The organism is Flavobacterium sp. N2550, from assembly GCF_025947265.1.
Classification (GTDB): domain Bacteria; phylum Bacteroidota; class Bacteroidia; order Flavobacteriales; family Flavobacteriaceae; genus Flavobacterium; species Flavobacterium endophyticum.
Map to the genome: position 1 here is coordinate 2,344,315 of NZ_CP110007.1, position 26,235 is coordinate 2,370,549.

27 protein-coding genes are annotated in these 26,235 nt (G+C 35.8%); 5 read left to right on the forward strand and 22 right to left on the reverse strand.

What is annotated here, in order from left to right; translation table 11 throughout:
- The 7 genes from OLM56_RS10285 to OLM56_RS10315 all read right to left on the reverse strand — a co-directional run bounded on the left by OLM56_RS10285 (nt 1) and on the right by OLM56_RS10315 (nt 7,963).
- Nucleotides 1–549 (reverse strand): hypothetical protein, encoded by a 549-nt coding sequence (locus OLM56_RS10285; RefSeq protein WP_264526893.1) that lies wholly within the window; start codon nt 547–549, stop codon nt 1–3.
- 5 nt (nt 550–554) lie between these two features.
- Nucleotides 555–1,772 carry a DUF1015 domain-containing protein gene (locus OLM56_RS10290; RefSeq protein WP_264526894.1) on the reverse strand — a complete coding sequence of 406 codons (1,218 nt, stop codon included), beginning with the start codon at nt 1,770–1,772 and terminating at the stop codon, nt 555–557.
- Nucleotides 1,773–1,856: 84 nt separating this feature from the next.
- Nucleotides 1,857–2,744, reverse strand: coding sequence for a 3-hydroxybutyryl-CoA dehydrogenase (locus OLM56_RS10295; RefSeq protein WP_264526895.1), 888 nt, complete (start codon nt 2,742–2,744; stop codon nt 1,857–1,859).
- Nucleotides 2,745–2,776: 32 nt separating this feature from the next.
- Complete coding sequence (locus OLM56_RS10300; protein WP_182493743.1) at nt 2,777–3,742, reverse strand: Gfo/Idh/MocA family protein; 966 nt, start codon at nt 3,740–3,742, stop codon at nt 2,777–2,779.
- A gap of 96 nt (nt 3,743–3,838) precedes the next feature.
- Nucleotides 3,839–4,561 carry a LytR/AlgR family response regulator transcription factor gene (locus OLM56_RS10305; RefSeq protein WP_264526896.1) on the reverse strand — a complete coding sequence of 241 codons (723 nt, stop codon included), beginning with the start codon at nt 4,559–4,561 and terminating at the stop codon, nt 3,839–3,841.
- 2 nt (nt 4,562–4,563) lie between these two features.
- On the reverse strand, nt 4,564–5,652 hold the full coding sequence (locus OLM56_RS10310) for a sensor histidine kinase (protein ID WP_264526897.1): 1,089 nt from the start codon (nt 5,650–5,652) through the stop codon (nt 4,564–4,566).
- A gap of 127 nt (nt 5,653–5,779) precedes the next feature.
- Entirely contained in the window at nt 5,780–7,963 is a 2,184-nt protein-coding gene (locus OLM56_RS10315) for a prolyl oligopeptidase family serine peptidase (RefSeq protein WP_264526898.1), read from the reverse strand.
- A gap of 370 nt (nt 7,964–8,333) precedes the next feature.
- On the opposite strand from OLM56_RS10315, the gene OLM56_RS10320 reads away from it, so the two are divergent.
- Nucleotides 8,334–8,975, forward strand: a complete 642-nt coding sequence (locus OLM56_RS10320; protein ID WP_182493740.1) for a protein-L-isoaspartate(D-aspartate) O-methyltransferase — start codon at nt 8,334–8,336, stop codon at nt 8,973–8,975.
- Between the two features lie 2 nt (nt 8,976–8,977).
- Here the strand turns inward: OLM56_RS10320 and OLM56_RS10325 are convergent, their stop codons facing one another.
- The 4 genes from OLM56_RS10325 to OLM56_RS10340 all read right to left on the reverse strand — a co-directional run bounded on the left by OLM56_RS10325 (nt 8,978) and on the right by OLM56_RS10340 (nt 11,676).
- The gene (locus OLM56_RS10325) at nt 8,978–10,024 is read right to left on the reverse strand and encodes a Fic family protein (protein ID WP_264526899.1); all 1,047 of its coding nucleotides are present in this window, start codon (nt 10,022–10,024) and stop codon (nt 8,978–8,980) included.
- Between the two features lie 57 nt (nt 10,025–10,081).
- Complete coding sequence (gene smpB, locus OLM56_RS10330; RefSeq protein WP_182493739.1) at nt 10,082–10,537, reverse strand: SsrA-binding protein SmpB; 456 nt, start codon at nt 10,535–10,537, stop codon at nt 10,082–10,084.
- A 93-nt stretch (nt 10,538–10,630) separates the two neighbouring features.
- Nucleotides 10,631–11,179, reverse strand: a complete 549-nt coding sequence (locus OLM56_RS10335) for a GNAT family N-acetyltransferase (protein WP_264526900.1) — start codon at nt 11,177–11,179, stop codon at nt 10,631–10,633.
- Between the two features lie 5 nt (nt 11,180–11,184).
- Entirely contained in the window at nt 11,185–11,676 is a 492-nt protein-coding gene (locus tag OLM56_RS10340) for a phosphoglycerate mutase family protein (RefSeq protein WP_264526901.1), read from the reverse strand.
- Between the two features lie 47 nt (nt 11,677–11,723).
- On the opposite strand from OLM56_RS10340, the gene OLM56_RS10345 reads away from it, so the two are divergent.
- Nucleotides 11,724–11,954, forward strand: coding sequence for a VF530 family DNA-binding protein (locus OLM56_RS10345; protein ID WP_182493736.1), 231 nt, complete (start codon nt 11,724–11,726; stop codon nt 11,952–11,954).
- Nucleotide 11,955: 1 nt separating this feature from the next.
- Here the strand turns inward: OLM56_RS10345 and OLM56_RS10350 are convergent, their stop codons facing one another.
- From OLM56_RS10350 to OLM56_RS10370, 5 genes are all read right to left on the reverse strand, one after another.
- Complete coding sequence (locus OLM56_RS10350; protein ID WP_264526902.1) at nt 11,956–13,506, reverse strand: hypothetical protein; 1,551 nt, start codon at nt 13,504–13,506, stop codon at nt 11,956–11,958.
- A 10-nt stretch (nt 13,507–13,516) separates the two neighbouring features.
- Nucleotides 13,517–14,677: an ATP-binding cassette domain-containing protein gene (locus OLM56_RS10355; RefSeq protein ID WP_264526903.1), complete on the reverse strand. Its 1,161-nt coding sequence runs from the start codon at nt 14,675–14,677 to the stop codon at nt 13,517–13,519.
- Between the two features lie 55 nt (nt 14,678–14,732).
- The gene (locus tag OLM56_RS10360; RefSeq protein ID WP_182493733.1) at nt 14,733–15,287 is read right to left on the reverse strand and encodes a DUF3575 domain-containing protein; all 555 of its coding nucleotides are present in this window, start codon (nt 15,285–15,287) and stop codon (nt 14,733–14,735) included.
- An 89-nt stretch (nt 15,288–15,376) separates the two neighbouring features.
- The gene (locus OLM56_RS10365) at nt 15,377–16,225 is read right to left on the reverse strand and encodes an aldose 1-epimerase family protein (RefSeq protein WP_264526904.1); all 849 of its coding nucleotides are present in this window, start codon (nt 16,223–16,225) and stop codon (nt 15,377–15,379) included.
- A gap of 76 nt (nt 16,226–16,301) precedes the next feature.
- Nucleotides 16,302–16,706, reverse strand: coding sequence for a hypothetical protein (locus tag OLM56_RS10370; protein ID WP_264526905.1), 405 nt, complete (start codon nt 16,704–16,706; stop codon nt 16,302–16,304).
- A gap of 456 nt (nt 16,707–17,162) precedes the next feature.
- Here OLM56_RS10370 and OLM56_RS10375 point away from each other — a divergent pair, with 456 nt between their 5' ends.
- Both OLM56_RS10375 and OLM56_RS10380 read left to right on the forward strand, forming a co-directional pair.
- Entirely contained in the window at nt 17,163–17,444 is a 282-nt protein-coding gene (locus tag OLM56_RS10375; protein WP_121376520.1) for a hypothetical protein, read from the forward strand.
- A gap of 43 nt (nt 17,445–17,487) precedes the next feature.
- Nucleotides 17,488–17,748, forward strand: coding sequence for a hypothetical protein (locus tag OLM56_RS10380; RefSeq protein WP_182493730.1), 261 nt, complete (start codon nt 17,488–17,490; stop codon nt 17,746–17,748).
- A 75-nt stretch (nt 17,749–17,823) separates the two neighbouring features.
- On the opposite strand, the gene clpB is transcribed toward OLM56_RS10380, so the two are convergent.
- Nucleotides 17,824–20,427 (reverse strand): ATP-dependent chaperone ClpB, encoded by a 2,604-nt coding sequence (clpB, locus tag OLM56_RS10385; RefSeq protein WP_264526906.1) that lies wholly within the window; start codon nt 20,425–20,427, stop codon nt 17,824–17,826.
- Nucleotides 20,428–20,554: 127 nt separating this feature from the next.
- Between clpB and ytxJ the strand changes: the two genes are divergently transcribed.
- Nucleotides 20,555–20,953, forward strand: coding sequence for a bacillithiol system redox-active protein YtxJ (gene ytxJ, locus OLM56_RS10390; RefSeq protein WP_121376517.1), 399 nt, complete (start codon nt 20,555–20,557; stop codon nt 20,951–20,953).
- Between the two features lie 41 nt (nt 20,954–20,994).
- Here ytxJ and argH read toward each other — a convergent pair whose 3' ends face one another.
- From argH to OLM56_RS10415, 5 genes are read right to left on the reverse strand one after another with little or no spacing between them, the layout of a single operon-like run.
- The gene (argH, locus tag OLM56_RS10395; RefSeq protein WP_264526907.1) at nt 20,995–22,275 is read right to left on the reverse strand and encodes an argininosuccinate lyase; all 1,281 of its coding nucleotides are present in this window, start codon (nt 22,273–22,275) and stop codon (nt 20,995–20,997) included.
- Between the two features lie 3 nt (nt 22,276–22,278).
- Nucleotides 22,279–23,361 (reverse strand): M20 family metallo-hydrolase, encoded by a 1,083-nt coding sequence (locus OLM56_RS10400; RefSeq protein WP_264526908.1) that lies wholly within the window; start codon nt 23,359–23,361, stop codon nt 22,279–22,281.
- Nucleotides 23,362–23,363: 2 nt separating this feature from the next.
- A complete protein-coding gene (argB, locus tag OLM56_RS10405) occupies nt 23,364–24,143 on the reverse strand; it encodes an acetylglutamate kinase (protein WP_264526909.1) in 780 nt (259 codons plus the stop codon).
- Entirely contained in the window at nt 24,133–25,083 is a 951-nt protein-coding gene (locus OLM56_RS10410; protein ID WP_264526910.1) for an N-acetylornithine carbamoyltransferase, read from the reverse strand. Before OLM56_RS10410 ends, argB begins: the two co-directional genes overlap by 11 nt.
- A 3-nt stretch (nt 25,084–25,086) precedes the next feature.
- Nucleotides 25,087–26,223: an aspartate aminotransferase family protein gene (locus OLM56_RS10415; RefSeq protein WP_264526911.1), complete on the reverse strand. Its 1,137-nt coding sequence runs from the start codon at nt 26,221–26,223 to the stop codon at nt 25,087–25,089.
- Nucleotides 26,224–26,235: the final 12 nt, after the last annotated feature.

Sequence of the window (26,235 nt, forward strand, 5' to 3'; positions counted from 1 at the left end):
TTATATTTTGTGGAATTTGAGAATTTCCTCATTCTTTTCCTTTATAAATTTTTTAATCTCTATTAAAAATTCATTTTTAATCTCTTTGCCGCTATTGAGTTCAGATGAATCTAAATTATATTCTAACGTTTCTTCTTTCTTATTAATTTCCTTCCTAGAAATTTTAAACTTAGTATAGATTAACTCTGTTGCATTGTAATAATTTTGTATATAAATTTCTATCGTATAGTCTTTATAATGAATAGCTTGATTATAATTTCCTTTAATTAGTTTGGCATCCTTGTACTTACTAACCTTTCTTTTTTCTTGTTTAGATAATTTGTCAAAATCGAATTTGTTAGGGAGGAAAAGATAAGTAGTGATTGAAAAGCCTCCATATCCAATAATTTTTCCGTTTTGATTTTTAATTTCAATTCTGCCATCTGAATTTCCATAATTACCATTTATACTTGCAATGCTATCTATTTGGGCAATAGAAAAATTATTTTGATTAACTTTTTGACCGAAAGAAAGTGTTGAGTATAATACAATTAAGAATAGCTTTTTCATGCAATTTATATTTCATAAACCACCAATCCACTTCGAAACTTCGGATCGATATACGTACTTTTTGGAGGCATGATCAAATTGTTATCTGCCAATTCTTTTATTTCTGAAATATCTGTGGGGAAAAGCATAAAGCCTAATTCAAATTCGCCTTCATCAATGACTTCTTTTATGGTAACAATGGATTGTTTTCCAGGGATATAATCAATTCGTTCATCATTTCTAAGATCTTCAATACCCAATATTGGGTTAAGCACCTTTTCATATAAAATTTGTGCATCGAGGCTTTCCAACACAGAAGAAAAACTGTGCTCATCTTTTAAAATAAGGGAATAGAATTCTCCATCAAGATACATTCCGAATTCAAACTTTTTGGTCGGTTTCCACAATTCCTGTTCTTTATTTTTAATCCAGAAGTCGTTGGACAATTTGGCAAGAAATTCTTCTTTTGAATGTCCGTTTAAGTCACGTATGATTCGATTGTATTCGTATATTTTTACATTGCTTTCGGCTATCAGAAAACTCATGAAATAATTGAGGTTTTCGTTACCAGAAGCTTTGTCTTCTTCGTATAATAATTCGGCAGAAGCCGAGCGGTGATGCCCATCGGCGATATACAAGTCGCCAATTTCTTGAAATTTTTTCTGCAGCCAAACCATTTCGTCTGGGTTGTCTATTTTCCAGAGAATGTGCTTTTCTCTTTTTGTTGTTGAAAACTCATAGAGCGAATCGCTTTGTTTTTTTTCTGCAATCCAATTGGTTAATTCGGAATTGTCAGGATACGTAATCAAAACGGGTTCTGTATTAAATCCTGTCCTGTGAAGATAATCTTTGAATAATTCTACGCGATATTGTAGCGTATCTTCATGTTTTTTGATGACATTGTTTTGATAATCTTCAATACTGGTTCCGGCAATTATTCCTGTGAAAGTCTGTGTTTTTGTTTCGATTTCATAAATGAAAAAGACTGGATTTTCTTCTTTAATCAAGACAACTTCTTCCTTAAAATCATTATATTTCTGGGCAACAAGCTTGAACCTTTTTTCAAGTCCGATTTTCTGCTGGTTTACATAAGCCGGATTTAGGACATGGAGAAACGAAAACGGATTAAAATCCAATTGCGAGGCCAGTTCAGCTGGGGAATATTCATCGTAAGAACGTGACGTCACCAAACTCACTTTGTCGCGTGTTGGCCGAACTGCTTTAAAAGGAATTATTTTTGCCATATTGAGTCAAAAAGTCTTAAAGTCGAAAGTCTTAAAGTCGAAAGCATGACACTTTTGACTTTAAGACTTTCAAACCTTATGCTATTATATAAATTGCTTTGCTACTTTTTCAGCTTTCTTGCTTTCTGAATAGTCATAGAAACCTTCTCCAGATTTTACGCCTAATTTTCCAGCACGAACCATATTTACTAATAACGGACATGGAGCATATTTTGGATTCTTGAAACCGTCATACATTACGTTTAAGATAGCAAGACAAACGTCAAGACCAATAAAATCGGCTAATTGCAAAGGACCCATTGGATGCGCCATTCCCAATTTCATCACGGTGTCGATTTCATAAACGCCGGCAACACCGTTGTATAGAGTTTCGATAGATTCATTAATCATCGGCATCAAGATTCGGTTAGCCACAAAACCTGGGTAGTCGTTAACTTTAACTGGAACCTTTCCTAGTTTTACGGACAAATCCATGATGGTTTTAGTTACCTCATCCGAAGTATTGTAGCCACGAATAATTTCAACCAGTTTCATAATCGGCACAGGATTCATGAAGTGCATTCCGATAACTCTTTCTGGGTGTGCAACAACCGCACCGATTTGCGTAATAGAAATCGAAGACGTGTTTGTTGCTAAAATAGTATTATGTGAGCAAGCATCGTTTAATTGCTTGAAAATATTCAGTTTCAATTCTACGTTTTCCGTAGCGGCTTCAACCACTAAATCTACTCCAACGACACCGTCTTTGATATCCGTATAGGTAATTATATTGCCGATGGTTTTCATCTTATCGTCTTCAGTAATGGTGCCTTTTGCAACCATTCGGTCCAAATTTCCGGCGATTGTGGCCATTCCTTTGTCTAAAGATTTTTCAGAAACATCTATCAGTTTAACTGTAAATCCGCTTTGTGCAAAAGTGTGAGCGATTCCGTTACCCATGGTTCCGGCTCCGATTACGGCTATGTTTTTCATTTTTATGTAAAGGTTTGAAATTTAGTTGGATATTATTTTTTGAAGCAGTCGATGATTTGATAGGCTACTCTTAAGGCTTCAGTTCCGTCTTCCAAAGTAACAATTGGCGTCGTGTTATTGTTGATCGCGTCGGCAAAAGTTTCCAATTCGTCGAGAATGGCATTGTTTCCTTCTACATCAGGATTGTCAAAATAGATTTGTTTTTTTACGCCTTCGGCATTTTGTAGGATCATATCGAAATCGCCTGGAATTTCTGGCGCGTCTTTCATCTTTACGACTTCGCATTTCTTTTCAAGAAAATCTACCGAGATGTAGGCGTCTTTTTGGAAGAAGCGCGATTTGCGCATATTTTTCAGGGAAATACGGCTCGAAGTCAAGTTAGCAACACAGCCGTTCTCGAATTCGATTCGGGCATTGGCAATATCTGGAGTGTCAGAAATTACGGAAACGCCGCTGGCATTTATATTTTTGACTTTTGATTTCACGACGCTCAAGATAGCATCGATATCATGAATCATCAAGTCTAAGACAACGGGAACATCGGTGCCACGAGGATTAAATTCCGCTAGACGGTGCGTCTCGATAAACATCGGGTTTTCGATCATTTCCTTTGTTGCTTTAAACGCGGGATTGAATCTTTCTACGTGCCCAACTTGGCCTTTTACGTTAAATTCTTTGGCTAAAGCGATGATTTCTTCGGCTTCTTCAACCGTATTGGAAATAGGCTTTTCAAGAAAAACGTGCTTGCCTGATTTTATCGCAACCTTGGCACATTTATAATGGGAAAGGGTAGGAGTTACAATGTCGACAACATCTACAGCATGGATGAGTTTTGCAATAGTATCGAATTTTGTATAGCCAAATTCTTTGGCTACTTTTTCGGCATTTTCTTGATTGGGATCATAAAAGCCTACTAATTCGTATTTTTCAGATTGTTGTAATAAACGCAAATGAATTTTTCCTAGATGGCCAGCACCTAATACTCCAACTTTTAGCATATAAATGTATTTTCCACAAAAATAACATTAATTGTTTAAAGATTAAAGTTTAAGTAGCTACAAACGCATAAAATATTTGAAGTAGTTTAATGTGGATTACAAGCTCATTTTCTCTTTGAAGTTATTGGTTTGCCTCCTAGAGATTTCCACTTTTGTTTCTTTGGGCATGTGCACGAGCAGATTGCCGCTAAACCAAGGGTCGATCTTGCCGATATATTCCATGTTGATGATTTGATTTCTGTTGGCACGGAAGAAGTAATCTTCTGGGAGTTTTTCTTCGATCTGGTTTAAGGACTTGCTAATTATTGCTTTTTCGTCTTGGAAAAAGATTTTGGTATAATTTCCATCAACTTCAAACAGATAGATATCTGCTATTTTTACGAGCCAGCATTTTTCTCCGTCTCTCAAAAAAATCTGGTTGTTTAGCGTAAGCTTCTTGCTGTTCTTTTCTTCTTTTTCGATTAGATTGGCGCTTACTTTTTCGATAGCTCGAGCAAATCTTTTCGGATTGATTGGTTTTAAGAGATAGTCTAAAGCGTTGTATTCAAAGGATTTGATTGCATATTCGTCAAAAGCAGTCGTGAATACGGTGATGGGAACTCTGTCGAGCATTTCTAACAGTTCGAAGCCATCTTTTTCGGGCATATTGATGTCTAAAAAAAGCAGATCTGGCTGCACGCTATTTATAAGCTGGAAGCCTGAATCAACGTTTTCTGCTTCTCCGATAATTTCAATTTCGGGATGATTTTTAATCAACTCTTTTAACTCATTTCTGGCTAAACGGGAATCTTCTACTATGACGGCTTTTATCTTTTTCATGTTTAAAAAATTGGAATCCTGATTTCTGCAACTACTTGATTTTCTATTTCCTGTAATTTAAAATTAGCGTTTTCTCCATAAATCAACTGCAGCCTTTTTTCTATATTTTTTATCCCTAATTGGGTGGATTCTTTTTCGATGGTTAATGTACCTGTGTTGGCTACTATAATTACTAGCGTTTTGTTCTCGTGTTTGATATCTAATACAATTTCTCCGCCCTCTTTTAATTTTGATATTCCGTGTTTTACTGCGTTTTCGACCAGCATTTGTATGATCATGGGCGGAATTTCTAATTTTAGTAATCCGGTATCGACTTTCGAAGTAAATTTTAGGCGGTCTTCAAGCTGTATTCTAGAAATCTCGATGAAATTTTCTACCATTTCGATTTCTTCTTCTAATGCAATCGTATTGATGTCGTTTTTGGTCAGGGAATACCGAAGCATTTCAGATAACCGGGTAATCATTTCCCTAGATTTTATAGGGTTTTCAAGAATCAAGCCGCGGATATTATTTAAGCTGTTAAACATAAAATGCGGATTAATTTGTCCTTTTAGGGAATTCAACTGTGATTCTTTTAGGGATGATTCTAATTCTATTTTGGTGAATTTGACTTCGTTTATGTATTCGTACACTTTGATTGCTAATATGATGGATAGCCATACTAAAAAGGCAACGGTGAACGGAGGAACATTTGTCAATTTCATAAACAATGTCATGAGGCCGTTGTTGTTTGATCCGAAATAATAGGTGGCAGGTATGTCTAATAATGGCCACAATGCTATGTGATAAATGGTCTGTGCTAGCGCAAAAACTAGAAATAAATTCCACCAATCTCTTTTTTTTAGATTAGACAAATTGAATCTAGTTTCAAGAAATACTAGTATGATATAGGATAATACAAATCCTAACATTGCACATATAAAACCTTCGAGAAACGTGTAGTATATAAGATTTAATTCTTTAGGCTTAAATTTATTCATAAATGAAAAATCCCGATAAGAAATCTTATTAATAGTCAACGTGCTGAAAATATACAATTGCCAGCCTAAAAAGTTCAATAGGTTGTATTTGCTGCTTTTTATTAGTTTCATCAATTAGTTCGTTACATTAAGCATTCTAGTGCCGCGCCCGCTAAGTATAATAGTATTGAAATCATCTTTTTTAGGTATTATATACCTTTGGCAAAGCGTTGCTCCGCCAAAGGTACTAGATTAAAAATTATTTTGTTGGTTGGAAATCCGGATGTCCGACTTGCCAGAATGCAAAGCTCAAGACATCTGCAATTTCTTCGTATGATTTTAACTTGGAAGCACCTCCAAAGTGCCCTGCTTCATAATCTACTTTCAATAAGGTAGGCTTGTCTGAAGCATTGGCTTCTAATAATCGGGCCGCAAATTTTGCAGGCGACCACACGATGATTCTTGGATCATTAAATCCTGCCGTTGTTAGTGTTGCTGGATATTTCACGCCGTCTTTTAATTGCAGGTAAGAGTCCATTTCGATAAGCGCTTTTGCTTCTTCTTTAACTTTCATGGTTCCAAATTCTGGCATGTTGGCTGGTCCGTTTGGCGTATTTTCTCCTCGAACCGTGTTCATGCTTCCAACACCAGGAATAGCAACTGCATATAAGTCTGGTCTTTCTGTTATTGCTCTTCCAACGAAAATTCCTCCCGCGCTTCTGCTGTAGATGGCTGTTTTTGTCGGATTAGTATAGCCTTGGTTAATCATATATTCTGTACAGGCAATAACGTCTTTCCATGTATTTTGTTTGGTCGTTTTTTGTCCGGCCAAATGCCATTTTTCGCCTAATTCTCCACCGCCTCTAACATGAGCCACTGCCAAGATGCCGCCACGTTCTACCCATAAAAGCAATTCTGGATTGAAGGAAGGTGTGATTGACATTCCATACGCTCCATAACCGTAAAATAAAACTGGATTGTTTTTGTCTTTTTTGATGTCCTTTTTGTAGATGATAGATAAAGGAACTTCAACACCGTCATGTGATTTTACCATGAGTTCTTCGACTTCAAAGTTTTCAAATTCAGGATATTCGATGATCGTAGAAAGCTGTTCTCTTTTGAAAGTATTCGCCTTTAAATCATATCTATATCTTTCTCCTTTGTTTGTCCATCCCGTCGTTGTTACCCAGACATCAGAAAATTTATTTCCTCTGGTGCTTACAAATATTGATGCAGATTTTTTTGGTGTTGTAATTTCTCTATGTTTTTTACCTTCAAAATCAGTAAAATAAAGCTTGCTTTCAATTCCGTTTCGGGTTCTGGTGTAAAAGATGCCATCTTTAGAAAGCACCATAGAGTTTAGGTTCGAATCGTTATTTTCAGGAATTACAAGCGTAGCACTAGCCAAATTCGGATTAGCGATGCTTGTTTTTACAACCTTAAATTTTGGTGCATTTAAAGTCGTATACATGTAAATATCTTTGTCGCTGAAAGCAAAACCTTTGACCTCGTCTTTCCTATCGGTCAATAATTTCCAGCTTATTTTTGGCTTGTTTAGATCAGCGCCTTGTGCTAGAAATACTTTTTGATTTGTGTCTACCGAATAAGGCGAGAAGAAAAGCAGATCACTATCAACATCGTAGCCTACAAAAGGAATTTCTTCTTCTGCAATATTCAATTCAGGATACATGGCTTTTGAGAAAACAAGTTTGTCTTTTGAAACATCTGTCCCTATACTATGAACTTTTGTTCTTACGTCCATTTGCGCCTTCATATCATGGATATCATCTGTAGGCGATTGAATATAAAGAAACGATTTGTCGTCTTTCAGCCAGTTAGCACCTCCGAATCTTAATTTGTCAATTTTGTCTGGTAAGATTGTATTGTCGGCTGTATTCATAAGAATCATCTCGCTCATTTCGCCTCCATTTTTGGAAATATTTATGGCAATTAATTTTCCGCTTTTGTTAGGGGAAAAAGTGCTGACATTAAAAATATCTTTGCCGTTCTTTTGATAGCCTTCTGGGTCAAAAATCAGTGCTTCTTTTCCTTTTAGGCCATTTCTTTTATAAAGCTTTGCAACTTGATCTTTTGGAGTTGTTTTGAGGTAGAAATATGTCCCATCGTCCATAATCTGCAAAGTCGAAATACTTTCGGTTGTACGATTATCAATCGAAGCCAGTTCATCGATGATTTTTTGTTTCCCTGGAATAGAATTCAGGATAGAATTCGTATAATCGGCTTGGCCTTTCATCCAAGAAAGTGTCTGCTCATTTTTTAGGTCTTCCAGATTACGATATTTGTCTTCAATTTTAATTCCGAAATAATCCTCTGTTACGGGAACAGAAGGAGCTTTAGCTGGTTTGTTTTGACCAAAAGAATTTGTTGAAAAGGCAAATCCGATTGTCAGGATGGCGATTTGTTTTAAGGTGGTTGTTTTCATGGTTGGTGATTGTTGGTTAAAGTTCGTTTTTGATGATTGATGATTGATGATTGATGGTTAGTTTAGTATAAAGTACTTTACAATGGTAAATCCGACTGCAAAACCAAATACTAATGCTCCCAAAATTTTTACTGTACCTTTTGTTTTAGTGTCCATTTTTTTATTTTTTAGTGATTGATACTTCAAAAATAATAGTGTTTCGAAGTAAAATATTTAGAAAAATGACGAACGGTTTATAAACCATTTAAGCGGTAAACGATTAGTTTGCATGCTATTTTCAGTAAAGCTTTTGTTCAGAAAACATTCATGAAGAAGGCTATTAAAATAGATTTTACTTTCTTATTTTTACCGAAAATAATTCCTCCAAATTTTGAAAGATACAGCCAAACATCAAGGACTTCGAAATCAATTAGTAACTGTTCTGCAGCAGAAAGGCATTACAGATAAAAACGTTTTGGAAGCGATTAAAAAAATTCCAAGACATTTGTTTTTGAATTCGAGTTTTGAAGATTATGCGTATCAAGACAAAGCTTTTCCTATTGGTGCTGGGCAGACGATTTCACAGCCGTATACGGTTGCTTTTCAGTCACAATTACTAGAAGTGCAGAAAGATCATAAAATTTTAGAAATCGGAACAGGTTCGGGCTATCAGACAGCGGTTTTGTGCACTATGGGGGCTAAAGTGTATAGTGTAGAAAGACAAAATGAATTGTTCAAGACGACTTCATTGTTATTGCCGAAATTAGGCATCCGTCCAAAGCATTTGTCTTTTGGAGATGGCTATAAAGGACTTCCGAATTATGCACCGTTTGACAGTATCATAGTAACGGCTGGCGCTCCGATTATTCCAAAACCACTTATGGCACAATTAAAAATAGGAGGGAAACTTGTCATTCCTTTGGGTGAAGAGCATCAAATTATGACCATGCTAATCCGAAAAAACGAAACCCAATTTGAAAAGCACGAATTCGGGGAATTCCGATTCGTGCCTCTGTTAGAAAATAAAAATTGATGCTATTGCCCAATAATACTTAAGTATCGTTCTAGGCTTTCTCTCTCAATTTGGGCAATAAAAAGGAGAAAATCTTCTTTGTTAGAAGTTGTCTGCGCCTTTTCAAGAGCTTGGTAATATTGCATCCTGCTATCATAATCTCCTTTGATATTGGCAATTATATAACCATGCGAAAGCAAGATTAGATTCATAACTAAACGAGAAGTTCTTCCGTTTCCATCTATAAAAGGATGAATGGTAACGAGCCGTTCATGCATTTCTCCTGCTAAAATAACCGGATGAAGCGCATTTTTATTGGTTTCATACCAGATGAAATAGTCTTCCATCTGTTTTGCTACCATATAAGGTTGTGGCGGCATATGCGTGCTGCCTTTTATCATCACTTGAACTTTTCTATAGCGCCCTGCATCTTCTGGATGTATTCCTCTCAAGATTAGGTTGTGAATACTTAAAATTTCCCTTTCGTTTAAAAGGGCATTTTTTTCCATCAATTGTTTTATGTAGGCAATAGCTTCTTGATGGTTGATGGCTTCAAGATGTTCGCGCATGCTTTTTCCTGAAACGGTTAATCCTTCGTTTATAACGAGATCTGTTTCTCTTAAGGTTAATGTGTTTCCTTCGATTCTATTGCTCTCAAAAGTATATTCAAGTTCAAGAGCCTGTGTTATTCTATAACTGTCAAATTCTCGAAAAGTATCTAATTTTGATTTTAAGGCATCTATTTCTGCAAGAATCTTTTGGAGCGAGCTTGAAATCTTTTGTGTTGACTTTACCTGATAACGGATCTCTTCTTCTGCAACTTTCATGGCTTTTAAGGCAAATTCATCATTTCCAATCTCATAAAGGATTTTTTCTTTCAGCCAGGCGACCATTAGTGTTTCTAAATCAATTTCTAAAACATTGGCTAGTTTTAGTATTTGATCTCGCGTGGGTTTTCTGGTTCCTGTTTCAAATTTGCTTATAAGAGCCTGATCAATTCCTGTTTGCTGTGACACTTCCCGGACTTTCAGGTTCTTTGTTTCTCGTGCTTTTTTAAGAAGTGTTTTCATTTTGAAATATTTTGTCTTGACAAATTTAGTCATTTATTCTTAAATAAAAAAAATCATTTATCGAAATGATTTTTTTATTCTGTCCAAATCTCTTTTAGTGTCTTGTTCTTTGAGAGATTCTCTTTTATCATAGGTTTTTTTCCCTCGTGCTAGTCCAATATCGAGTTTTGCCATTCCTTTTTCGTTTGTAAACAGTTTTAAAGGTACTATGGTTAATCCTTTTGCTTGTACGTTTTTTGCGAGTGTTTTCAGTTCTCTTTTATTGAGAAGTAATTTTCTTTCGCTTCGTGCTTTATGATTAAACTGGTTACCGAACGCATATTCTTCGATATACATATTTATAGCAAAAAGCTCATCATTGTTAAACTCACAGAAGCTTTCGGTAATATTAGCCTTTCCCAAGCGGATAGATTTGATTTCTGTTCCGGTCAAGACGATTCCCGCAGTATATTTTTCAATTATTTCATAATCGAAACGGGCTCTTTTGTTCAGTATATTAATTGTTTTCAACATAGGAATGCAAATGTAGCAACATTTGGAGGAAACCACAATTAAGCTTAAGAAATTGTTATGTAAAATAATCCGAGAATTTACTAAAGAGGATTCTTATTTTTCCAAAAGAGAATAAATTACAGTATCTTGGAATTCTCCATCATAATAAAAGTTTTCTCGAAAGTGCGCTTCTTTTAAAAAGCCGGTTTTCTGCAATAATTTTTCAGAACCTATATTTCTTGGATCAATTACTGCTTCAATAGAATGTAATTTCATTTTTTCAAAACCGTACTTTAGTGCTTCTATAAGTGCTTCTTTCATAATTCCTTTTCCATGTGAATTAGGGTGTAATATATAGCCGATCTCACCTCTGAAGTTTTCAGGTTGCATCCTAAAAAAACCAATCATTCCGATAAGCTTATCGTCTTCTTTCAAAGCAATTGCCCAATTTATGAGCTCTTTATTGTCAATTGCCTGATTGGTTTCGTTTATAAATTTTTCAGCATCCTCAATAGTTTTTGCTAAAGGTCTAGGGATGTATTTCATGGTTTCTGGATTAGATCGTATATCTAAAACCTCAAGCGCATCTTCTAGACGGATTTTTCTTAATATAAGGTTTTCGGTTTCCAAAACAGGAAAAAGAGAGAAATCAAATTGTAGCATTTGGATTAATTTAAAGGAAATATCAATTCTGAGGTTATTTTAGTGTTATTGGCTTTAATGACATAAAGATTTCCAAAATCTGATTCAGGTATATCGGAATATTTTTGTTCTCCTAGGAGCTTGTTAATATAGTTTGGAATTGTATTGCTGTGCCCCACTATTACAATTGTCTTGCTTTCGTTTTCTGAAATTATCTTTTTTAAATCCATTGCTTCAGGTTTATAAAAAATAATGTCTTTTTGTTTTGTTGTGGCAATAGCAGAACATGTTTGCTGTGTTCTTCGATACATAGTCGTATAAAAAACGTCAATAGGTGTTTTTTCAAAGTATTTCGCCCAATTTAAGGCACGTTCTATTCCAGCTTGAGAAAGTTCAGGATTGCTCGAATTGTCTGCCTTTTCAGCATGCCTGATCAAGAAGACAGTAGTTTCGTTATTTTGAGCTGAAAGCTGTTGCATGATCGTCAGGATTGCTATAAGGCAGAATTTTTTCATCATTTTTCATATAAAATTAAACTAATTTTCCAATTGCTTATTTTTGCAGTATGGAAAATAAACAACAAAACAATCCGCTTCACGGAATTACGCTTCAGAAGATGCTGGAGCAGCTAGTAGCTTTCTACGGATTCGATACTTTGGGCGAATTGATAAAAATCAAATGCTTTACTGAAAATCCGAGCATTAAGTCAAGTCTTACCTTTTTAAGAAAGACCGATTGGGCCAGGACTAAAGTTGAAAATTTGTATATCAAGACCCTTCCAAAATTTCCGAAATAGTTTAAGCTTCTGCAATTCCTTTCCACTTTTTTATCTGAATCGAGATTATCAGCAAAAAGATAAAGACAAAAAGAATATTTAAAGTGATGGCATCATGAAAATGTTGCTCCATCCATTCTACTTGTGGAAATTGTTTCGCTTTTGAGTTGTATATGTATACATAATCATTATATCCGCTTGTTTCCTTGATAATCTCAAATACAAGGAAATACAACAAGGGTATAAATCCTGGCATGATCCATAAAATTTGATTCAAGGTTATTCCGGATATTCCTTTGCTTTCTTTTATTTTTAGAATAAGGACAAAATGGAGCAGCAGCGATAAAAATACTAGCATACAAATGATAGGAAAAGTAAAAGAACCGCCTATGATTACAGAAAATATACCAGTAATGATTCCGACTACCCCAAGCGAAACAAAAGCAATCAGCCAATTTTTTCCAGAAGTAACCTTAAAGGAAAAAACAGCCAAGGACAAGCCGATGGAAAGATAAATGAAGCTCAAGATAAAGTCAAAATCAACATCAGGGTTTTCATAAGCATTTGAAATCTTGCCATAAGATTTTGCCAATGCGTTATACGGGACATAATATTTTGAATATACAAATTCTTGTCCGTTAACAATTTTTATAGTCTTTGATAAGGTATCAATAGCTGCATTTTCAGGAGAATCGACAGTTTCTACAGCATAATCATAGTTGTTGTCTACGCCATCATAATAATTGTAAATCGGATCGTTTTCGGTATGTGTTCTCCCTACAGTAATATACTTTGTGAATTCAGGATAATCATAAATCAGTTCCGTCCACTTTTCAGGAGTAATATTTGAAGTAAGGTTATGTTCTTTCGATAACTTGAAAAACTCTCCGAAAAGCCATTGTACGGAATCTTTTTTGTTTTCTACAAGCCATCGTTTGGCTTTGAGTTCTATCAATGAATCTTTTAGGCCTGTAAAGTAATTAAAGCTCCTCATCTGCTTATTCAGAAGCGATTTTAAAGAATAATTTCTATTGGCATATTTAAAAGAATCTCTCTCTATACGAACGCTTTTGCCATTTATTTCTTCTATTGTAAAGTTACTTTCTTCAAAGGCGCCTTCAACAAACAGCGAAGAAAGTGTTATGGTTTCTAAACGTTTGCTGATTTCTTCTTCCGAATAATAATTTCTGGCTCTGAGGTCTTTTGCATAAAAAAACGAAACAGCATACGTTGCATTCAAGGTACAAAACAAAAGTATCAAGAGCCATTCCTTAAATAGCGACAGTTTATTTTTAGGATAAAAAGACTTGAACGCATTGTTACGGGAATAATAGACAAGCCAGATGATAAACATAAGTATGGTTATCAAGACGCTTACAGATATTGTAGTGAAGCTGTCAGTTCCGTAGCTATAATAATCGTTAGAATCTGTAAAATCGATTTCTCCTTTTGAATATCCCAAAAGAAAAAATATGATATGAAAAAATAGCGCCAATATAGCGAAAACTATAACCTTGCTGTTCCAAAGTAACGGATGATTGAGCAGCAATTTTTGTTGTATATTTTTAAACATAGTGATAAGTTTAGGAAACGAAAAATCTTCGAGTTGATTTTGAAATATTTCTGAAATACTGGAGCGGAATCTGTTTTTCTGTAATTATTCTTAAGAAGTCATACGAGCTCATTTCAGAAGAAAACGTTGCTATAAAAGTACCTCCATTAAATTTAAGAGAAATTAATTTTCCAGAAAATGCCTCGTTCAATTGGTTCTGTGACCATTCGCTTTCGAACTCAATGATAAGGTGTTCTTCAGTTTTTTCTTCATTTTCAGCCGAAGATTTAGCGTGAAGGTTTTTCTGTTCCCCATTTTTTAAGAAAATCACCTGATCGGAAGTTTTTTCTACTTCATACAGCTGCTGAGAGCTCAGTACAATTCCAATTGGACGGAATGGCGATTTTGCAATAGCTTTAAAATCCTCTAAAACGGTTTGCTGGGCAAGTATGTCGAGATTGGCCAAGGGCTCATCAATGAGCAATATTTTTGGTTTCCTCAAAAGCATTCTTGCCAATTCAAAACGCATTTTATATCCAGAGGATAGGTCTTTCCAGCGATGATTTCTGAATTTCCTCAGATTTAGCCTCGCTATAATTAATTCTACAACAAGCTTGTTTTCTTCAGGTTTATAGCTATAGCTTGATGCCGTAAATTGAAGGTTTTCAAACATCGAACCGTACCAAGTAGCAGTTCTTTGCGGGATATAAACTAGCTGGGTTCTTAGTTCGAATAAGTCTTTGAAGTGAAACGTATAGTTTAATTCTCCATATGTAGCAAATAATTCGCCACAAAGAAGACGCAGGAGGGTTGTTTTTCCGTTACCATTTTCACCAACCAAGCCGAGAATTTCTCCTTGGCTTAAATCCAAATTAATAGGACCAAGGGAAAAACTTGCAGTATTATATGACTTTTTGATGTTTTTTGCAGAAACAAGAAGTTGTTTTTCAGGTATTGGCTTGCTACTTAAATATTGGTGGAGCTCGTCAAGCAGTAAGATAAAACGCTGTTTCTTTGCCTCAATATTATTTTCATTCTGATCCAACCAATCTAATAAATCATTGGTCTTTCGATAAAAGGAAATATTTTCGGTATCCAGCGTTAGGTCGATTATTCTTTTGGTGAGCAGTGAATAATCTTCAAAATCCAAGAAACTTTTGATTTCCTGAAACTGTTTCTCAAATTCTGTCATGATATATCTGTCTATTGTATATCAAATATAACAGAATAATCTTTCAAATAGTATATTAGTTTATTTTATACGCAATCATAAGGCCACCTCGATATAAAATCCATTCGCCGCTTTTGTTGTAATCATGAACCCAAGTATCATAACGTTCTCCAGTAGACAGTAAATAACCTTTATAAAATGCCTCTTGATGCCCGCCACCTACAAATAAATCTAGTGCCCATTTATCGCTCACTTTCCATTGATAGCCAATAGTGACTCCCAACATATAGTTTAAACCTTTTTGGTAAAAATCGGTATCCTTGTAACCATATTTTTGTAACTCGAATACCCCTCCGCTAATATTACCCCCAACATACAATCCGTTATTTTTTTCATTAAAATGATACCTCACTTCAGGAGTTAGTATGAAGGCTTTGAACGGAGCTCCGTTTACAGATTCCCAAAAAGAAGCAGTAGCATCCACCTGCAGGGTCATTTTTTTGCCAATGCTTGTTTCAACACCAATATTCGGGATTAGCGCTAAAGCTGTAGCTCCATTAAATTTGACGTAAGTCTGGCTGTATGAAAGGGAAACACTTAGCAGGAAGAAGAGGGACAGGTATTTTTTCATTTTACTGTAAATCGGAATTTTTTTGCAAATGTAACGATGATAATGATTTGTACGACTTTGTTAACTAAATTTAATTTGACTGCAAAGCATTAAAAGATTTTGATTCCGAAAGAAGTTTCAAAGGCCTCTTTTTCATTGAGGATGATAATTCCTTCTTTTTTGAATAAGTCACCCGTGCTTGCAATAGTGTCGGAATAACCATACCAAGGCTCGATACATAAAAAAGGAGCTTTGTCCTTTGTCCATAGCCCAAGATTTGGAAATTTCCCTAACTGTATTTCTACTTTCGGAACATTATTTTCAAGGATTTGGATTTTTTCCGAAGCAAGTTTCTTGATAATCAAAGCATCGTTTTCAAATAAAGAATAGGTAAGCGGAAGCTGATTTTCAGCCAGCTCAAAAGTAGTTGTTTCCTCCGAGAGCAAATCTTCTTTTAATGAGTAGCTTATGATTGATTCGTCATTTTCAAAATGCAAAGAATAGTTTTCAAAGTTATACGGAAGCGCAAAAGCTGGATGGCCGCCGATAGAAAAAGGCATTTTTGATTCTCCTTTATTTAAAACCTCATATCGTAGTATCAACGAATCGTTATCAAGGATATAAATTACTCTCAGTTCAAAATCAAAAGGATAGTTTTCTAGTGTTTCTTTCGAAGATGATAAAGAAAATACCGCCTTATTTTCAGTAACCTCGCTTACAATAAAATCATTATCTCTAGCAAACCCATGCCTCGAAAGATGGTATTGCTTGCCATTATAATTGTAGCTATTGTTCTTAAGAGTCCCAACAATTGGAAAGAGAATAGGAGAGTGCTTTCCCCAAAACTCAGGATTTCCTTCCCAAATAAATTCCTTGCTGTCTTTTTTCAGCGAAATTAATTCAGCTCCTTTGGTATTGATTGTCGCAGTTAGTGTATCGTTTGTAAGGGTAATATTCATTTTGTATAATTTAAAACAAAAATAAACAAAAACACCAGCATAGAGCTGGTGTTTGATAAAGCTTTAATAAAGCGAATTATGATATAACCACTGTCTGGGTAATAAATTCTGTAGTGCTTTTCTTGAACTTGAATATGTAAGTTCCTGCTTGGTTAACAGTAAATTTGTACGGCTGCGTTTTAGTTGACGGAGTAGTTCCACAGTTATTTCCAGTGTATTTCGCTTCAACCTCAATTGTTTTAGTGTTGCCGCTTGTAGCTACAATAAATTTGTTGAATTCGCCACATGAATTGTTAACCGCGAAAGTTACATTTAGAGTCACTTCTTGATTAACAGTTCCTGTTGTAGGTCCGGTTACGGCCGTAACAAATTCTTTTTCTGTGGTTTGTGAGCTTCCTGAATCGTCATCGCTGCTACATGATGTAAAAGCTGTTGAAACGAATAAAACTAAAGCCATTGTTTTTAATGCAAACTTTTTCATAGATAAAATTTTTTAAATTGTTTTTCTTAAAGATGAATAAAATCGAAAAGGTTGCTTTTAAAGTTTTCTATTTAACATCATTTCTTTTGCAATCTTTTTCTTTCCAATTGAAAACTAGAATACTATCAGAAAATTGGATCGCAATATTTTAACATTTTTCTTGTAGTCAAAGGTTCAAATAATTTTTTACTAAAAAGATCTTTTTTATAAGAATTTTAAAGCCTGATTTTATCGCTTTTTTTTCTAAAACTTCCCTTGCCAGAATTGTTAAAAATGGTAATTGTATAAACATAAATTTTATAGTATAAAAAGCAAGGTTTTTTTGATGTTTTTAACACTATTTTAATAATTTATTGCGTAAAATTTAATACTTAGTAATGGTATTTGTAAATTTAAAAAGCCAAATTTGTAAGAAACCAACCAAGAATAATTACTAATCTAACCAAATGTAGCATTATGAAAAATCTAATCACTTTATTAAGCATCAAAGAATTTATCATTGAAAATGAATTAACTGATAGTGTAATGCTTGTATTACATCCTAAAAATTTTGACGAACTGGCGATGGAATATATCGTTAGTAATAATATGCAAATTGAAAGACCTTTCGAGGTTTTGGGTATCTCTATCATAGAGGACACTGACGGTGAAGTAGCCTACAATGAAATCGATATTCTTGAAGTGGCCTATGACCACCACGAAGAATTTGAATATGAGTATTTAAGAGCTGCTGTTTAATTCGAATTAGGATTGCCTCAAACTTAATTTAACCGCATTTAATATGAAACGCATAACCTTTGCCATCTCGACAGTTGGACTTCTAATTTCAGGATACGCACTTCCTGGAAGATTTGCCGATGACTCGACTGATATGGTCAGCCTATCGCTCAAAGGAGGTTTTATATTGCTATTTGTTTGTTCTTTCATTGTAAATGGATACTGTATTATAAGTTATTTCAAAAGAAAAAGAAGTTTTGGAAGAAAAAGACTTTACGGTACCAGAACAATAAGGCAGTATTATCCGCAGAGAAGCATTCGCTAATAACGAAAGTTCTTCTCAGCAAAAAAGCCTAATCAATATTATTGATTAGGCTTTTTCATTTAAACTATTTTAAGATTATTCGTTTACCAATTCGGTTTGGTTTCTGAATACTAGCTTTCCGTCAAAGCTGTCCAAAAGAATAATGCTGTCTGTCGTGATTCTTCCTGAAAGTATCTCTTTCGAAAGTTCGTTTAAGACTTCTTTTTGCACGACTCTTTTTACAGGCCTTGCACCAAATTGCGGATCGTATCCTTTTTTAGAAAGATAATCAATTGCTTCTGGTGTCGCATCAAGCGTGATATTCTGTAGAGCCAGCATTTTAGTAACCGATTTCAACTGAAGTCCTACAATCTCTTTGATATTGCTTTCGTTCAAAGGCGTAAACATCACGATATCGTCAATCCTATTGATGAATTCAGGACGTACAGTCTGTTTCAATAAACCTAAGACTTCTACTTTTGCGGCTTCGATTGCGCTTTCCACATTTCCTTTGAGATTCTCGAATTTCTCTTGGATAATCGAGCTCCCCATGTTGGAAGTCATGATGATGATCGTATTTTTGAAATCCGCCAAACGGCCTTTATTATCTGTCAATCGTCCCTCATCCAAGACCTGAAGCAAAATATTGAAAGTATCTGGATGCGCTTTTTCAATCTCATCAAGCAATACTACAGAATAGGGTTTTCTTCGAACGGCTTCTGTTAATTGGCCGCCTTCATCATAACCGACATATCCTGGAGGCGCACCGACTAAACGGCTCACGCTATGCCTTTCTTGATATTCGCTCATGTCGATTCGAGTCATGGCATTTTCATCATCGAATAGGTAAGAAGCAAGTGCTTTTGCTAATTCTGTTTTTCCGACACCAGTTGTTCCTAAGAATAAAAACGAACCGATTGGTTTTTTGACATCTTGAAGTCCGGCACGGCTTCTTCTAACGGCATCGCTTACGGCTTCAATCGCTTCTTCTTGACCTACAACTCTTTTATGAAGTTCTTCTTCTAGATGAAGCAATTTTTCTCTTTCTCCTTGAAGCATTTTCATTACTGGAATTCCAGTCCATTTGGCTACAACCTCAGCAATATCTTCGCGAGTGACTTCTTCTTTTATTAAAGAATGTCCTTCATTTTCCTGCAATTGTTTTTGGAAAACATCCAATCTTTCCTGTGCTTCTTTTATTTTTCCGTAGCGTAATTCGGCTACTTTTCCATAATCGCCTTCGCGTTCTGCTTTTTCGGCTTCCAGCTTAAAGTTTTCTATTTCTGTTTTTGTAGCTTGAACGTTGTCTACGATATCTTTCTCGCTTTTCCATTTGGCAAAAATCTCGTTGCGTTCTTCTTTTAAATTTGCCAATTCTAAACCGAGACTTTTCAGTTTGTTATCGTCATTTTCACGTTTGATGGCTTCCATTTCGATTTCGAGCTGCATGATTTTTCTGTCCAAGACATCCAATTCTTCTGGTTTCGAGTTGATTTCCATACGAAGTTTTGAAGCCGCTTCATCCATCAAGTCGATGGCTTTATCCGGCAAAAAACGATTGGTAATATAGCGTTGTGATAATTCTACAGCAGCAATAATAGCCTCGTCTTTGATGCGTACCTGATGATGTGTTTCGTATTTTTCTTTGATACCACGTAGGATAGAAATCGCACTTTCGGTATCAGGTTCATCCACCATGACCTTTTGGAAACGTCTTTCTAACGCTTTATCTTTTTCAAAATATTTTTGATACTCATCTAAAGTCGTGGCCCCAATCGCTCTTAATTCTCCACGAGCCAAAGCAGGTTTCAAAATATTAGCCGCATCCATCGCGCCTTCACCGCCTCCAGCTCCAACCAAAGTATGGATTTCATCGATAAATAAGACGATATCGCCTTCTGCGGAAGTGACTTCTTTTACGACAGATTTCAGCCTTTCCTCAAATTCTCCTTTGTATTTTGCTCCGGCAATCAAGGCTCCCATATCCAATGAATAAACGATTTTATCTTTTAGATTTTCCGGAACGTCGCCATCTACAATTCGGTGCGCTAAACCTTCTGCAATTGCAGTTTTACCAACACCAGGTTCGCCGACAAGCATCGGGTTGTTTTTTGTTCTTCTCGTTAATATCTGCAAAACACGGCGGATTTCTTCGTCTCTTCCAATTACAGGATCGAGTTTTCCGTTACTAGCCAGTTCGTTTAGATTTTTGGCGTATTTGTTTAATGAATTATAGGTTTCTTCAGCAGAAGCCGAAGTTACTCTTTCTCCTTTGCGGAGTTCGTCAATAGCCGATTTTAATCCTTTTTCAGTAACGCCTTGATCTTTTAAAATTTGGGCAATCTTACTTTTTGAATTAAAGACGGCAAGAAGAAGATGTTCGATCGAAACGAATTCATCATTCATCTTTTTTGCAATAGTAGTAGCGGCATTTAAAGTATTCGAAGCTTCTCTGGACAACATGATGTCGCCACCTGAGACTTTTGGAAAGGATTGCAACGTACTGTCCAAAATCTGCTGCAGAAGCCCAATATTTACATTCAGCTTTTTAAGCAGAAACGGCGTTACATTTTCATCAACTTCAAAAATTGCTTTTACGATATGCTCGTTTTCAATCTGCTGATGTCTAGAGTTTTGAGCAATTTGTTGTGCTCTTTGGATAGCTTCTTGAGATTTTATGGTAAAATTATTAAAGTTCATAGATTAAATTTTTAAATTTGATAAAGTCATTTCAATTTATATTCCAATAGGGTAAATCTGACAAAATGGCTTAAAAAGATAATTTTTTACAAATTAAATAAGACAAAAAGTCTTAAAACCTGACGATATGAGTTTTTTTACTAACCTTTTTGGTAATTCTGATGAATCGGAATCTAAAGATACGAATCAAAATAGCTTAAACTGGAATGCTTTAACAGAATTAAAACAGTTGGACTCGATCGTGGAAGAATCGGAAGAAAAGCCGATTGTGATTTTTAAGCACAGCACGCGCTGCAGTATCAGCAGGATGGCATTGAAAAATTTTGAAAGGGAATACTCGGATGAAAATAGTGCTTCGCTTTATTTCCTTGATTTATTAAATCATAGAGATGTTTCAAACGAAATTGCACAACGTTTTCACGTAATCCATCAATCGCCACAGCTGTTGTTGATTAAAAACGGACAGTCTGTTTATGATGTTTCCCATAGTGAAATTGATGCTGAAGCTTTGAAAAGCAAGATCTAAAATAAAAAAGCCACAGAGTAAGTTTATTCTGTGGCTTGAATTTAGGCCAATTCGGCCATTTTTGAGACAATCTTGTCCAAACATAAATTGTTGATGCTTCCTTCGTGCGTATGCAAAGTTTCTTTTGAAGGTTTGTAGTTTCCGTTTTCAATCTGTTCTGCAATAATTTTATAACCATCTCTAAACGGAATTCCTTGCTTTACTAATTCGTTCAGGCTGTCGACTGTAAACAGGTAATCGTATTTTTTATCGTCCAGAATAGTTTCATTGACTTGAATGTCTTTTATCGAAAAACAAGCAATTTCCAAGCATGATTTCAAGCTTTGTATCGCCGGAAAAAGCCCTTCTTTCAACAATTGGAAATCCCTGTGATAGCCGCTTGGCAAGTTGTTTGTCAATAGTGTAATTTCATATGGCAATGCTTGTATCTTATTACATTTTGCTCGAATCAATTCAAAAACATCAGGATTCTTCTTATGCGGCATGATACTGGAACCTGTCGTCAAATGGTTTGGAAGGCTGATAAAATTGAAATTCTGGCTCATATACAAACAAATATCCATGGCTAATTTAGATAAAGTCGATGCCAAACCAGCCATTGCAAATGCTACTGTTTTTTCTGATTTTCCGCGACTCATCTGTGCGGCAACTGAATTGTATTTTAATGTAGCAAATTCTAATTCTTGAGTCGTAAAACTTCTGTCAATAGGAAAAGAACTTCCATAACCTGCGGCTGAACCCAACGGATTTTGATCAACGATTTTTTGTGCCGCATTCAGCAAGATCATATCGTCGATTACTATTTCGGCATAAGCAGAAAGCCACATTCCAAAGGAAGAAGGCATGGCGATTTGCATGTGTGTGTATCCAGGAAGTATGATATTTTCGTATTTTCTGCTTAATAAAATTAAGAGGTCGAAAAGTGCTTTTGCTAGTTTTTTGATTTCAGAAATTTCATCTTTCAGATAGAGATGAATATCAACCAAAACCTGATCGTTTCTGGAACGTGCCGTATGGATTTTCTTTCCAGTGTCGCCTAGTTTTTCGGTCAAGAGGTATTCGATTTTTGAATGTACATCTTCAAAACTGTCTTCAATCGTAAAGTTTCCTAGTTGGATTTGAACTAAGATATCTTCTAAAGTCAGTACCAAATCAGTCGCTTCTTTTTTTGTAAGGATGTTTATTTTATGTAGCATTTTAGCGTGAGCAATAGAGCCCAAAACATCATATTTTGCTAGAACCAAGTCCAATTCTCTGTCATTTCCGACTGTGAAAATATCGATTTTCTGGTCTGTCGGTATTCCTTTTTCCCAAAGTTTCATGGTTTAGTGTTTAGAGTTAAAAAAATTAGATAAAATTTTGATGTACAAATCGATGCCTTCTTTAATTTCATCCAGATAAATAAATTCATTTGCGGTATGTGAACGAAGCGAATTGCCGGGACCTAATTTCATCGATTGGCAACTTAATACCGATTGATCAGAAAGAGTAGGAGAGCCATACGTATTTCGTCCTAAACGGATTCCTGCTTGGACCAAAGCATGATTTTTGTCAATCGAAGAAGCATTCAAATGCATGGATCGCGGCGTTATTTTCGCAGATACGTGTTGCTGTACGATTTCCAAAATTTCGGCATTGGTATAGCAATCGTTTACACGAATATCAACTACCAAACTGCATTCTGACGGAACGACATTGTGCTGCTTTCCAGCGTTTATTTGCGTAACCGTCATTTTTACAGGCCCTAGAATTTCTGATTTTTTTTCAAATTCATAGGTCTTGAACCAGTCGATAATAGGCAACGCATTATAAATAGGGTTGTCTAAATTTTGATGCGCAGCATGGCTCGCTGTTCCAGGAACGACAATATCAAGAACCAAAAGACCTTTTTCAGCAATGGCCAAATGCATTTCTGTAGGCTCACCCACAATGGCGCATTCAATTTCAGGAAGGTTTTTCAACAGACTGTTCAATCCATTTGGTCCGCTGCTTTCTTCTTCTGCAGTTCCGGCAAAGATGAGATTGTGAGGAAGATTTTCATCAGCATAAAAATATGTGAATGTAGCTAGTAAAGACACCAAACAGCCGCCTGCATCGTTGCTTCCAAGTCCATACAATTTCCCATCTTCTTCGACAGCTTTAAACGGATTCAAGGTATAGCCTTCGTTTGGTTTCACCGTATCGTGATGAGAATTCAGCAAAAGATTCGGTTTTGACGCGTCAAAATGAAGATTGCTTGCCCAGATGTTGTTATTTTCTCTTTTGAATGGAATTTTGTTATTGCTAAACCAATGTTCCAGCAGTAATGCAGTCTGTGCTTCTTCAGAAGAAAAAGAAGGTGTTTCGATCAATTTCTTTAATAAATCAATTGCTTCGTTGGTTAGTTGTGTTATGGTTTTAAGACTCATAATTATAATTTTATTTTAGTCGCTACTTTGCTTTTCAATGCATTTTGATTTCCGATGATAATACTCTGAACACCATTTGCAAGCGACTTGAAACAATTTTCAAGCTTCGGAAGCATTCCGGAGTGAATGACTTTTTCTTCTTTCAAGAGTTGGAATTTTTCAAAATCAAGTATTTCAATTATAGAATTTTCATCTTCTGAATTGAGAAGTACACCTTTTTTCTCAAAACTATATATCAACTCAATATCATACTCTTTAGATAAGGAAATGGCAATTTCTGAGGCAATCGTATCGGCATTGGTATTCAGCAACTGTCCATTTCCGTCGTGCGTAATGGCTGAAAAAACAGGTATGATATTTTGCGAAAGCAAAGCAGAAAGTAAGTTGTTGTTTACGTTTATGACATCGCCTACAAATCCAAAGTCTATTGCTGTATTATTTCTTTTTTCAGATAAAATCAGATTGCCATCGGCTCCTGAAAACCCCATGCTGTTGGTTTTTAATTGCTGCAATTTGGCCACAATCTGCTTGTTTATTAAACCCGAATAGGTCATTACAGCAACTTCGAGCATTGATTTGTCGGTAATTCTTCTTCCTTCGACAAAAGAAGGTTGTAATCCTATTTTTTCGGCAATTTCGCTGGCTTTTTTACCGCCGCCATGCACTAGGATTTTGTATCCTTCCAATTCAGAAAAATCTTGAAGAAATGTGTTCAATAATTGTTCGTTGTCAATCACATTGCCTCCAATTTTCACGATGCTGATTTTAGGCTTATTTTCCATTTTCCAGAATTTTTGTCAATATGGCTTGTACGGCGAAAGTCCTGTTGTTGGCTTGCGGTATTACGATAGAATCTTCGCTATCTAAAACTTCATCCGAAACAATCATATTTCTTCTCACCGGAAGGCAATGCATAAATTTTGCATTGTTTGTCAGCGCCATTTTCTCTTTTGTAACTGTCCAATTAGTATCGTTGGAAAGGATTTTTCCATAATCGTTATAAGAGCTCCAATTTTTAGCATAGATAAAATCAGCATTTTTGAAAGCTTCGTCTTGATTGTCCGTGATCGTCGTTCCTTTTGTAATTTCTGGATTCAACTCATAGCCTTTCGGATGTGCGATGACTAAATCATATTCGGAAAGCTTCATAATTTTAGCAAAAGAATTGGGAACCGCATGTGGCAACGCTTTTGGATGCGGCGCCCATGTCAATACGACTTTTGGCTTTCTTTTGGTCTTATATTCTTGGATAGTCAACGCATCGGCAACAGCCTGAAGCGGATGTTCAGTCGCGCCTTCCAGACTGATAACCGGAATCGATGAATATTTTACAAATGAATTAATTACCTGTTCTGCTTCATCTTTTTCTTTATCGGTCAGAGTGGGGAAGCTTCTCACGCCAACAATGTCGCAATATTGCGAGATTACTTGTGCCGCTTCTTTGATATGTTCTGCTTTGGTGTCGTCCATGACCGTGCCGTCTTCGAATTCAAGCGACCAGCCTTCGGTGTTGAGATTCATCACAATGCAATCCATTCCTAAATTTAGAGATGCTTTTTGAGTGCTCAATCGAGTTCTTAGGCTTGGATTAAAAAATAGCAGCCCTAGCACTTTATTTTTACCCAATTCGGGGTTTCCAAAAGGATCTGACTTGATTTTTTTGGCTGTTAAAATCAGTTCGTCCAAATCATTAATATCATCTACAGTAGTGAACTTTTTCATGTTTTAATTTAAAGATTGTAATGCATTTTTCAATCCGACAGCAAATTGGTCAATCTCATTTTCAGAAATAGTAAGCGGCGGAAGGATTCTTAAAAGATTTTTCTGGGAAGCATTTCCCGTAAAAATAAACTGGTCGTAGATTAATTTTTTACGCAGTTCTGTTACGTCGAAATCAAATTCCAAGCCTAGCATCAAGCCTTTTCCTTTTATCTTTTTAATTTGGGATAGGCCAGAAATCGCTTTGATAAAATAATCCGACTGTTTTTTTACATTTTCTAAAATTCCTTCTTCTTCAATGATCTCCAAAACAGACAAAGCCGCGGCGCAAGCCAGATGATTACCACCGAAAGTAGTTCCGAGTAGGCCATAAGAAGCCTGAAATTTGTCGCTGATTAACAATCCGCCGATTGGAAAACCATTGCCCATGCCTTTTGCCATCGTAATAATATCAGGCTTGATATCGTGATACTGATGTGCAAAAAACTTTCCGGAACGTCCGTATCCGCTTTGTATTTCGTCTAAAATCAAGATGACATTATTGTCATTGCAGACTTTTTCTAGTTCTTTAAAAAATGCTGTCGTTCCTTCATCTAAACCGCCAACGCCTTGAATTCCTTCGATGATTACGGCCGTAATTTCATGTTCTGAAATGGCTTTTTTGACGAGTTTGATATCATTCAAAGGCAAGAAAATTACAGAATGATTCGCGTTAATCGGCGCTATGATCGATGGATTGTCAGTCACGGCAACCGAAGCTGAAGTTCTTCCATGAAAGCTTTTTTGAAAGGCAACTACTTTTGACTTTTTATTATGGAAAGAAGCGAGTTTTAAGGCATTTTCGTTAGCCTCAGCACCTGAATTGCATAAAAACAAGCTGTAATCTGGATAGCCTGAAATTGCAGTTAGTTTTTTTGCCAAAGTTTCTTGTAACGGATTTTGGATGGAATTGGAATAAAACCCAATTTTTTCAATTTGTGACTTGATCGCTTCCACATATTTTGGATGGGAATGTCCGACAGAAATTACGCCATGACCGCCATAAAAATCAAGATATTCCTGATTCTTGTCGTCCCAGACTTTAGCTCCCAAAGCTTTGATGGGAGTGATGTTATATATTGGATATACGTTGAATAAGCTCATTTTTCTTTTTCT

Bases quoted from the DNA above. Each gene is read 5' to 3' on its own strand.
- OLM56_RS10300 (WP_182493743.1), bottom strand. From the start codon at position 3,742: ATGCTAAAAGTTGGAGTATTAGGTGCTGGCCATCTAGGAAAAATTCAT.
- OLM56_RS10370 (WP_264526905.1), bottom strand. From the start codon at position 16,706: ATGAAAAAGTTTGCATTAAAAACAATGGCTTTAGTTTTATTCGTTTCA.
- OLM56_RS10335 (WP_264526900.1), bottom strand. From the start codon at position 11,179: ATGCTACAATTTGATTTCTCTCTTTTTCCTGTTTTGGAAACCGAAAAC.
- OLM56_RS10380 (WP_182493730.1), top strand. From the start codon at position 17,488: ATGAAACGCATAACCTTTGCCATCTCGACAGTTGGACTTCTAATTTCA.
- OLM56_RS10375 (WP_121376520.1), top strand. From the start codon at position 17,163: ATGAAAAATCTAATCACTTTATTAAGCATCAAAGAATTTATCATTGAA.
- OLM56_RS10355 (WP_264526903.1), bottom strand. From the start codon at position 14,677: ATGACAGAATTTGAGAAACAGTTTCAGGAAATCAAAAGTTTCTTGGAT.
- OLM56_RS10410 (WP_264526910.1), bottom strand. From the start codon at position 25,083: ATGAAAAAGTTCACTACTGTAGATGATATTAATGATTTGGACGAACTG.
- clpB (WP_264526906.1), bottom strand. From the start codon at position 20,427: ATGAACTTTAATAATTTTACCATAAAATCTCAAGAAGCTATCCAAAGA.
- ytxJ (WP_121376517.1), top strand. From the start codon at position 20,555: ATGAGTTTTTTTACTAACCTTTTTGGTAATTCTGATGAATCGGAATCT.
- OLM56_RS10340 (WP_264526901.1), bottom strand. From the start codon at position 11,676: ATGATGAAAAAATTCTGCCTTATAGCAATCCTGACGATCATGCAACAG.
- OLM56_RS10310 (WP_264526897.1), bottom strand. From the start codon at position 5,652: ATGAAACTAATAAAAAGCAGCAAATACAACCTATTGAACTTTTTAGGC.
- OLM56_RS10305 (WP_264526896.1), bottom strand. From the start codon at position 4,561: ATGAAAAAGATAAAAGCCGTCATAGTAGAAGATTCCCGTTTAGCCAGA.
- OLM56_RS10360 (WP_182493733.1), bottom strand. From the start codon at position 15,287: ATGAAAAAATACCTGTCCCTCTTCTTCCTGCTAAGTGTTTCCCTTTCA.
- OLM56_RS10350 (WP_264526902.1), bottom strand. From the start codon at position 13,506: ATGTTTAAAAATATACAACAAAAATTGCTGCTCAATCATCCGTTACTT.
- argB (WP_264526909.1), bottom strand. From the start codon at position 24,143: ATGGAAAATAAGCCTAAAATCAGCATCGTGAAAATTGGAGGCAATGTG.
- OLM56_RS10295 (WP_264526895.1), bottom strand. From the start codon at position 2,744: ATGAAAAACATAGCCGTAATCGGAGCCGGAACCATGGGTAACGGAATC.
- OLM56_RS10325 (WP_264526899.1), bottom strand. From the start codon at position 10,024: ATGAAAACACTTCTTAAAAAAGCACGAGAAACAAAGAACCTGAAAGTC.
- OLM56_RS10290 (WP_264526894.1), bottom strand. From the start codon at position 1,772: ATGGCAAAAATAATTCCTTTTAAAGCAGTTCGGCCAACACGCGACAAA.
- argH (WP_264526907.1), bottom strand. From the start codon at position 22,275: ATGAAACTTTGGGAAAAAGGAATACCGACAGACCAGAAAATCGATATT.
- smpB (WP_182493739.1), bottom strand. From the start codon at position 10,537: ATGTTGAAAACAATTAATATACTGAACAAAAGAGCCCGTTTCGATTAT.
- OLM56_RS10415 (WP_264526911.1), bottom strand. From the start codon at position 26,223: ATGAGCTTATTCAACGTATATCCAATATATAACATCACTCCCATCAAA.
- OLM56_RS10365 (WP_264526904.1), bottom strand. From the start codon at position 16,225: ATGAATATTACCCTTACAAACGATACACTAACTGCGACAATCAATACC.
- OLM56_RS10315 (WP_264526898.1), bottom strand. From the start codon at position 7,963: ATGAAAACAACCACCTTAAAACAAATCGCCATCCTGACAATCGGATTT.
- OLM56_RS10285 (WP_264526893.1), bottom strand. From the start codon at position 549: ATGAAAAAGCTATTCTTAATTGTATTATACTCAACACTTTCTTTCGGT.
- OLM56_RS10400 (WP_264526908.1), bottom strand. From the start codon at position 23,361: ATGAGTCTTAAAACCATAACACAACTAACCAACGAAGCAATTGATTTA.
- OLM56_RS10345 (WP_182493736.1), top strand. From the start codon at position 11,724: ATGGAAAATAAACAACAAAACAATCCGCTTCACGGAATTACGCTTCAG.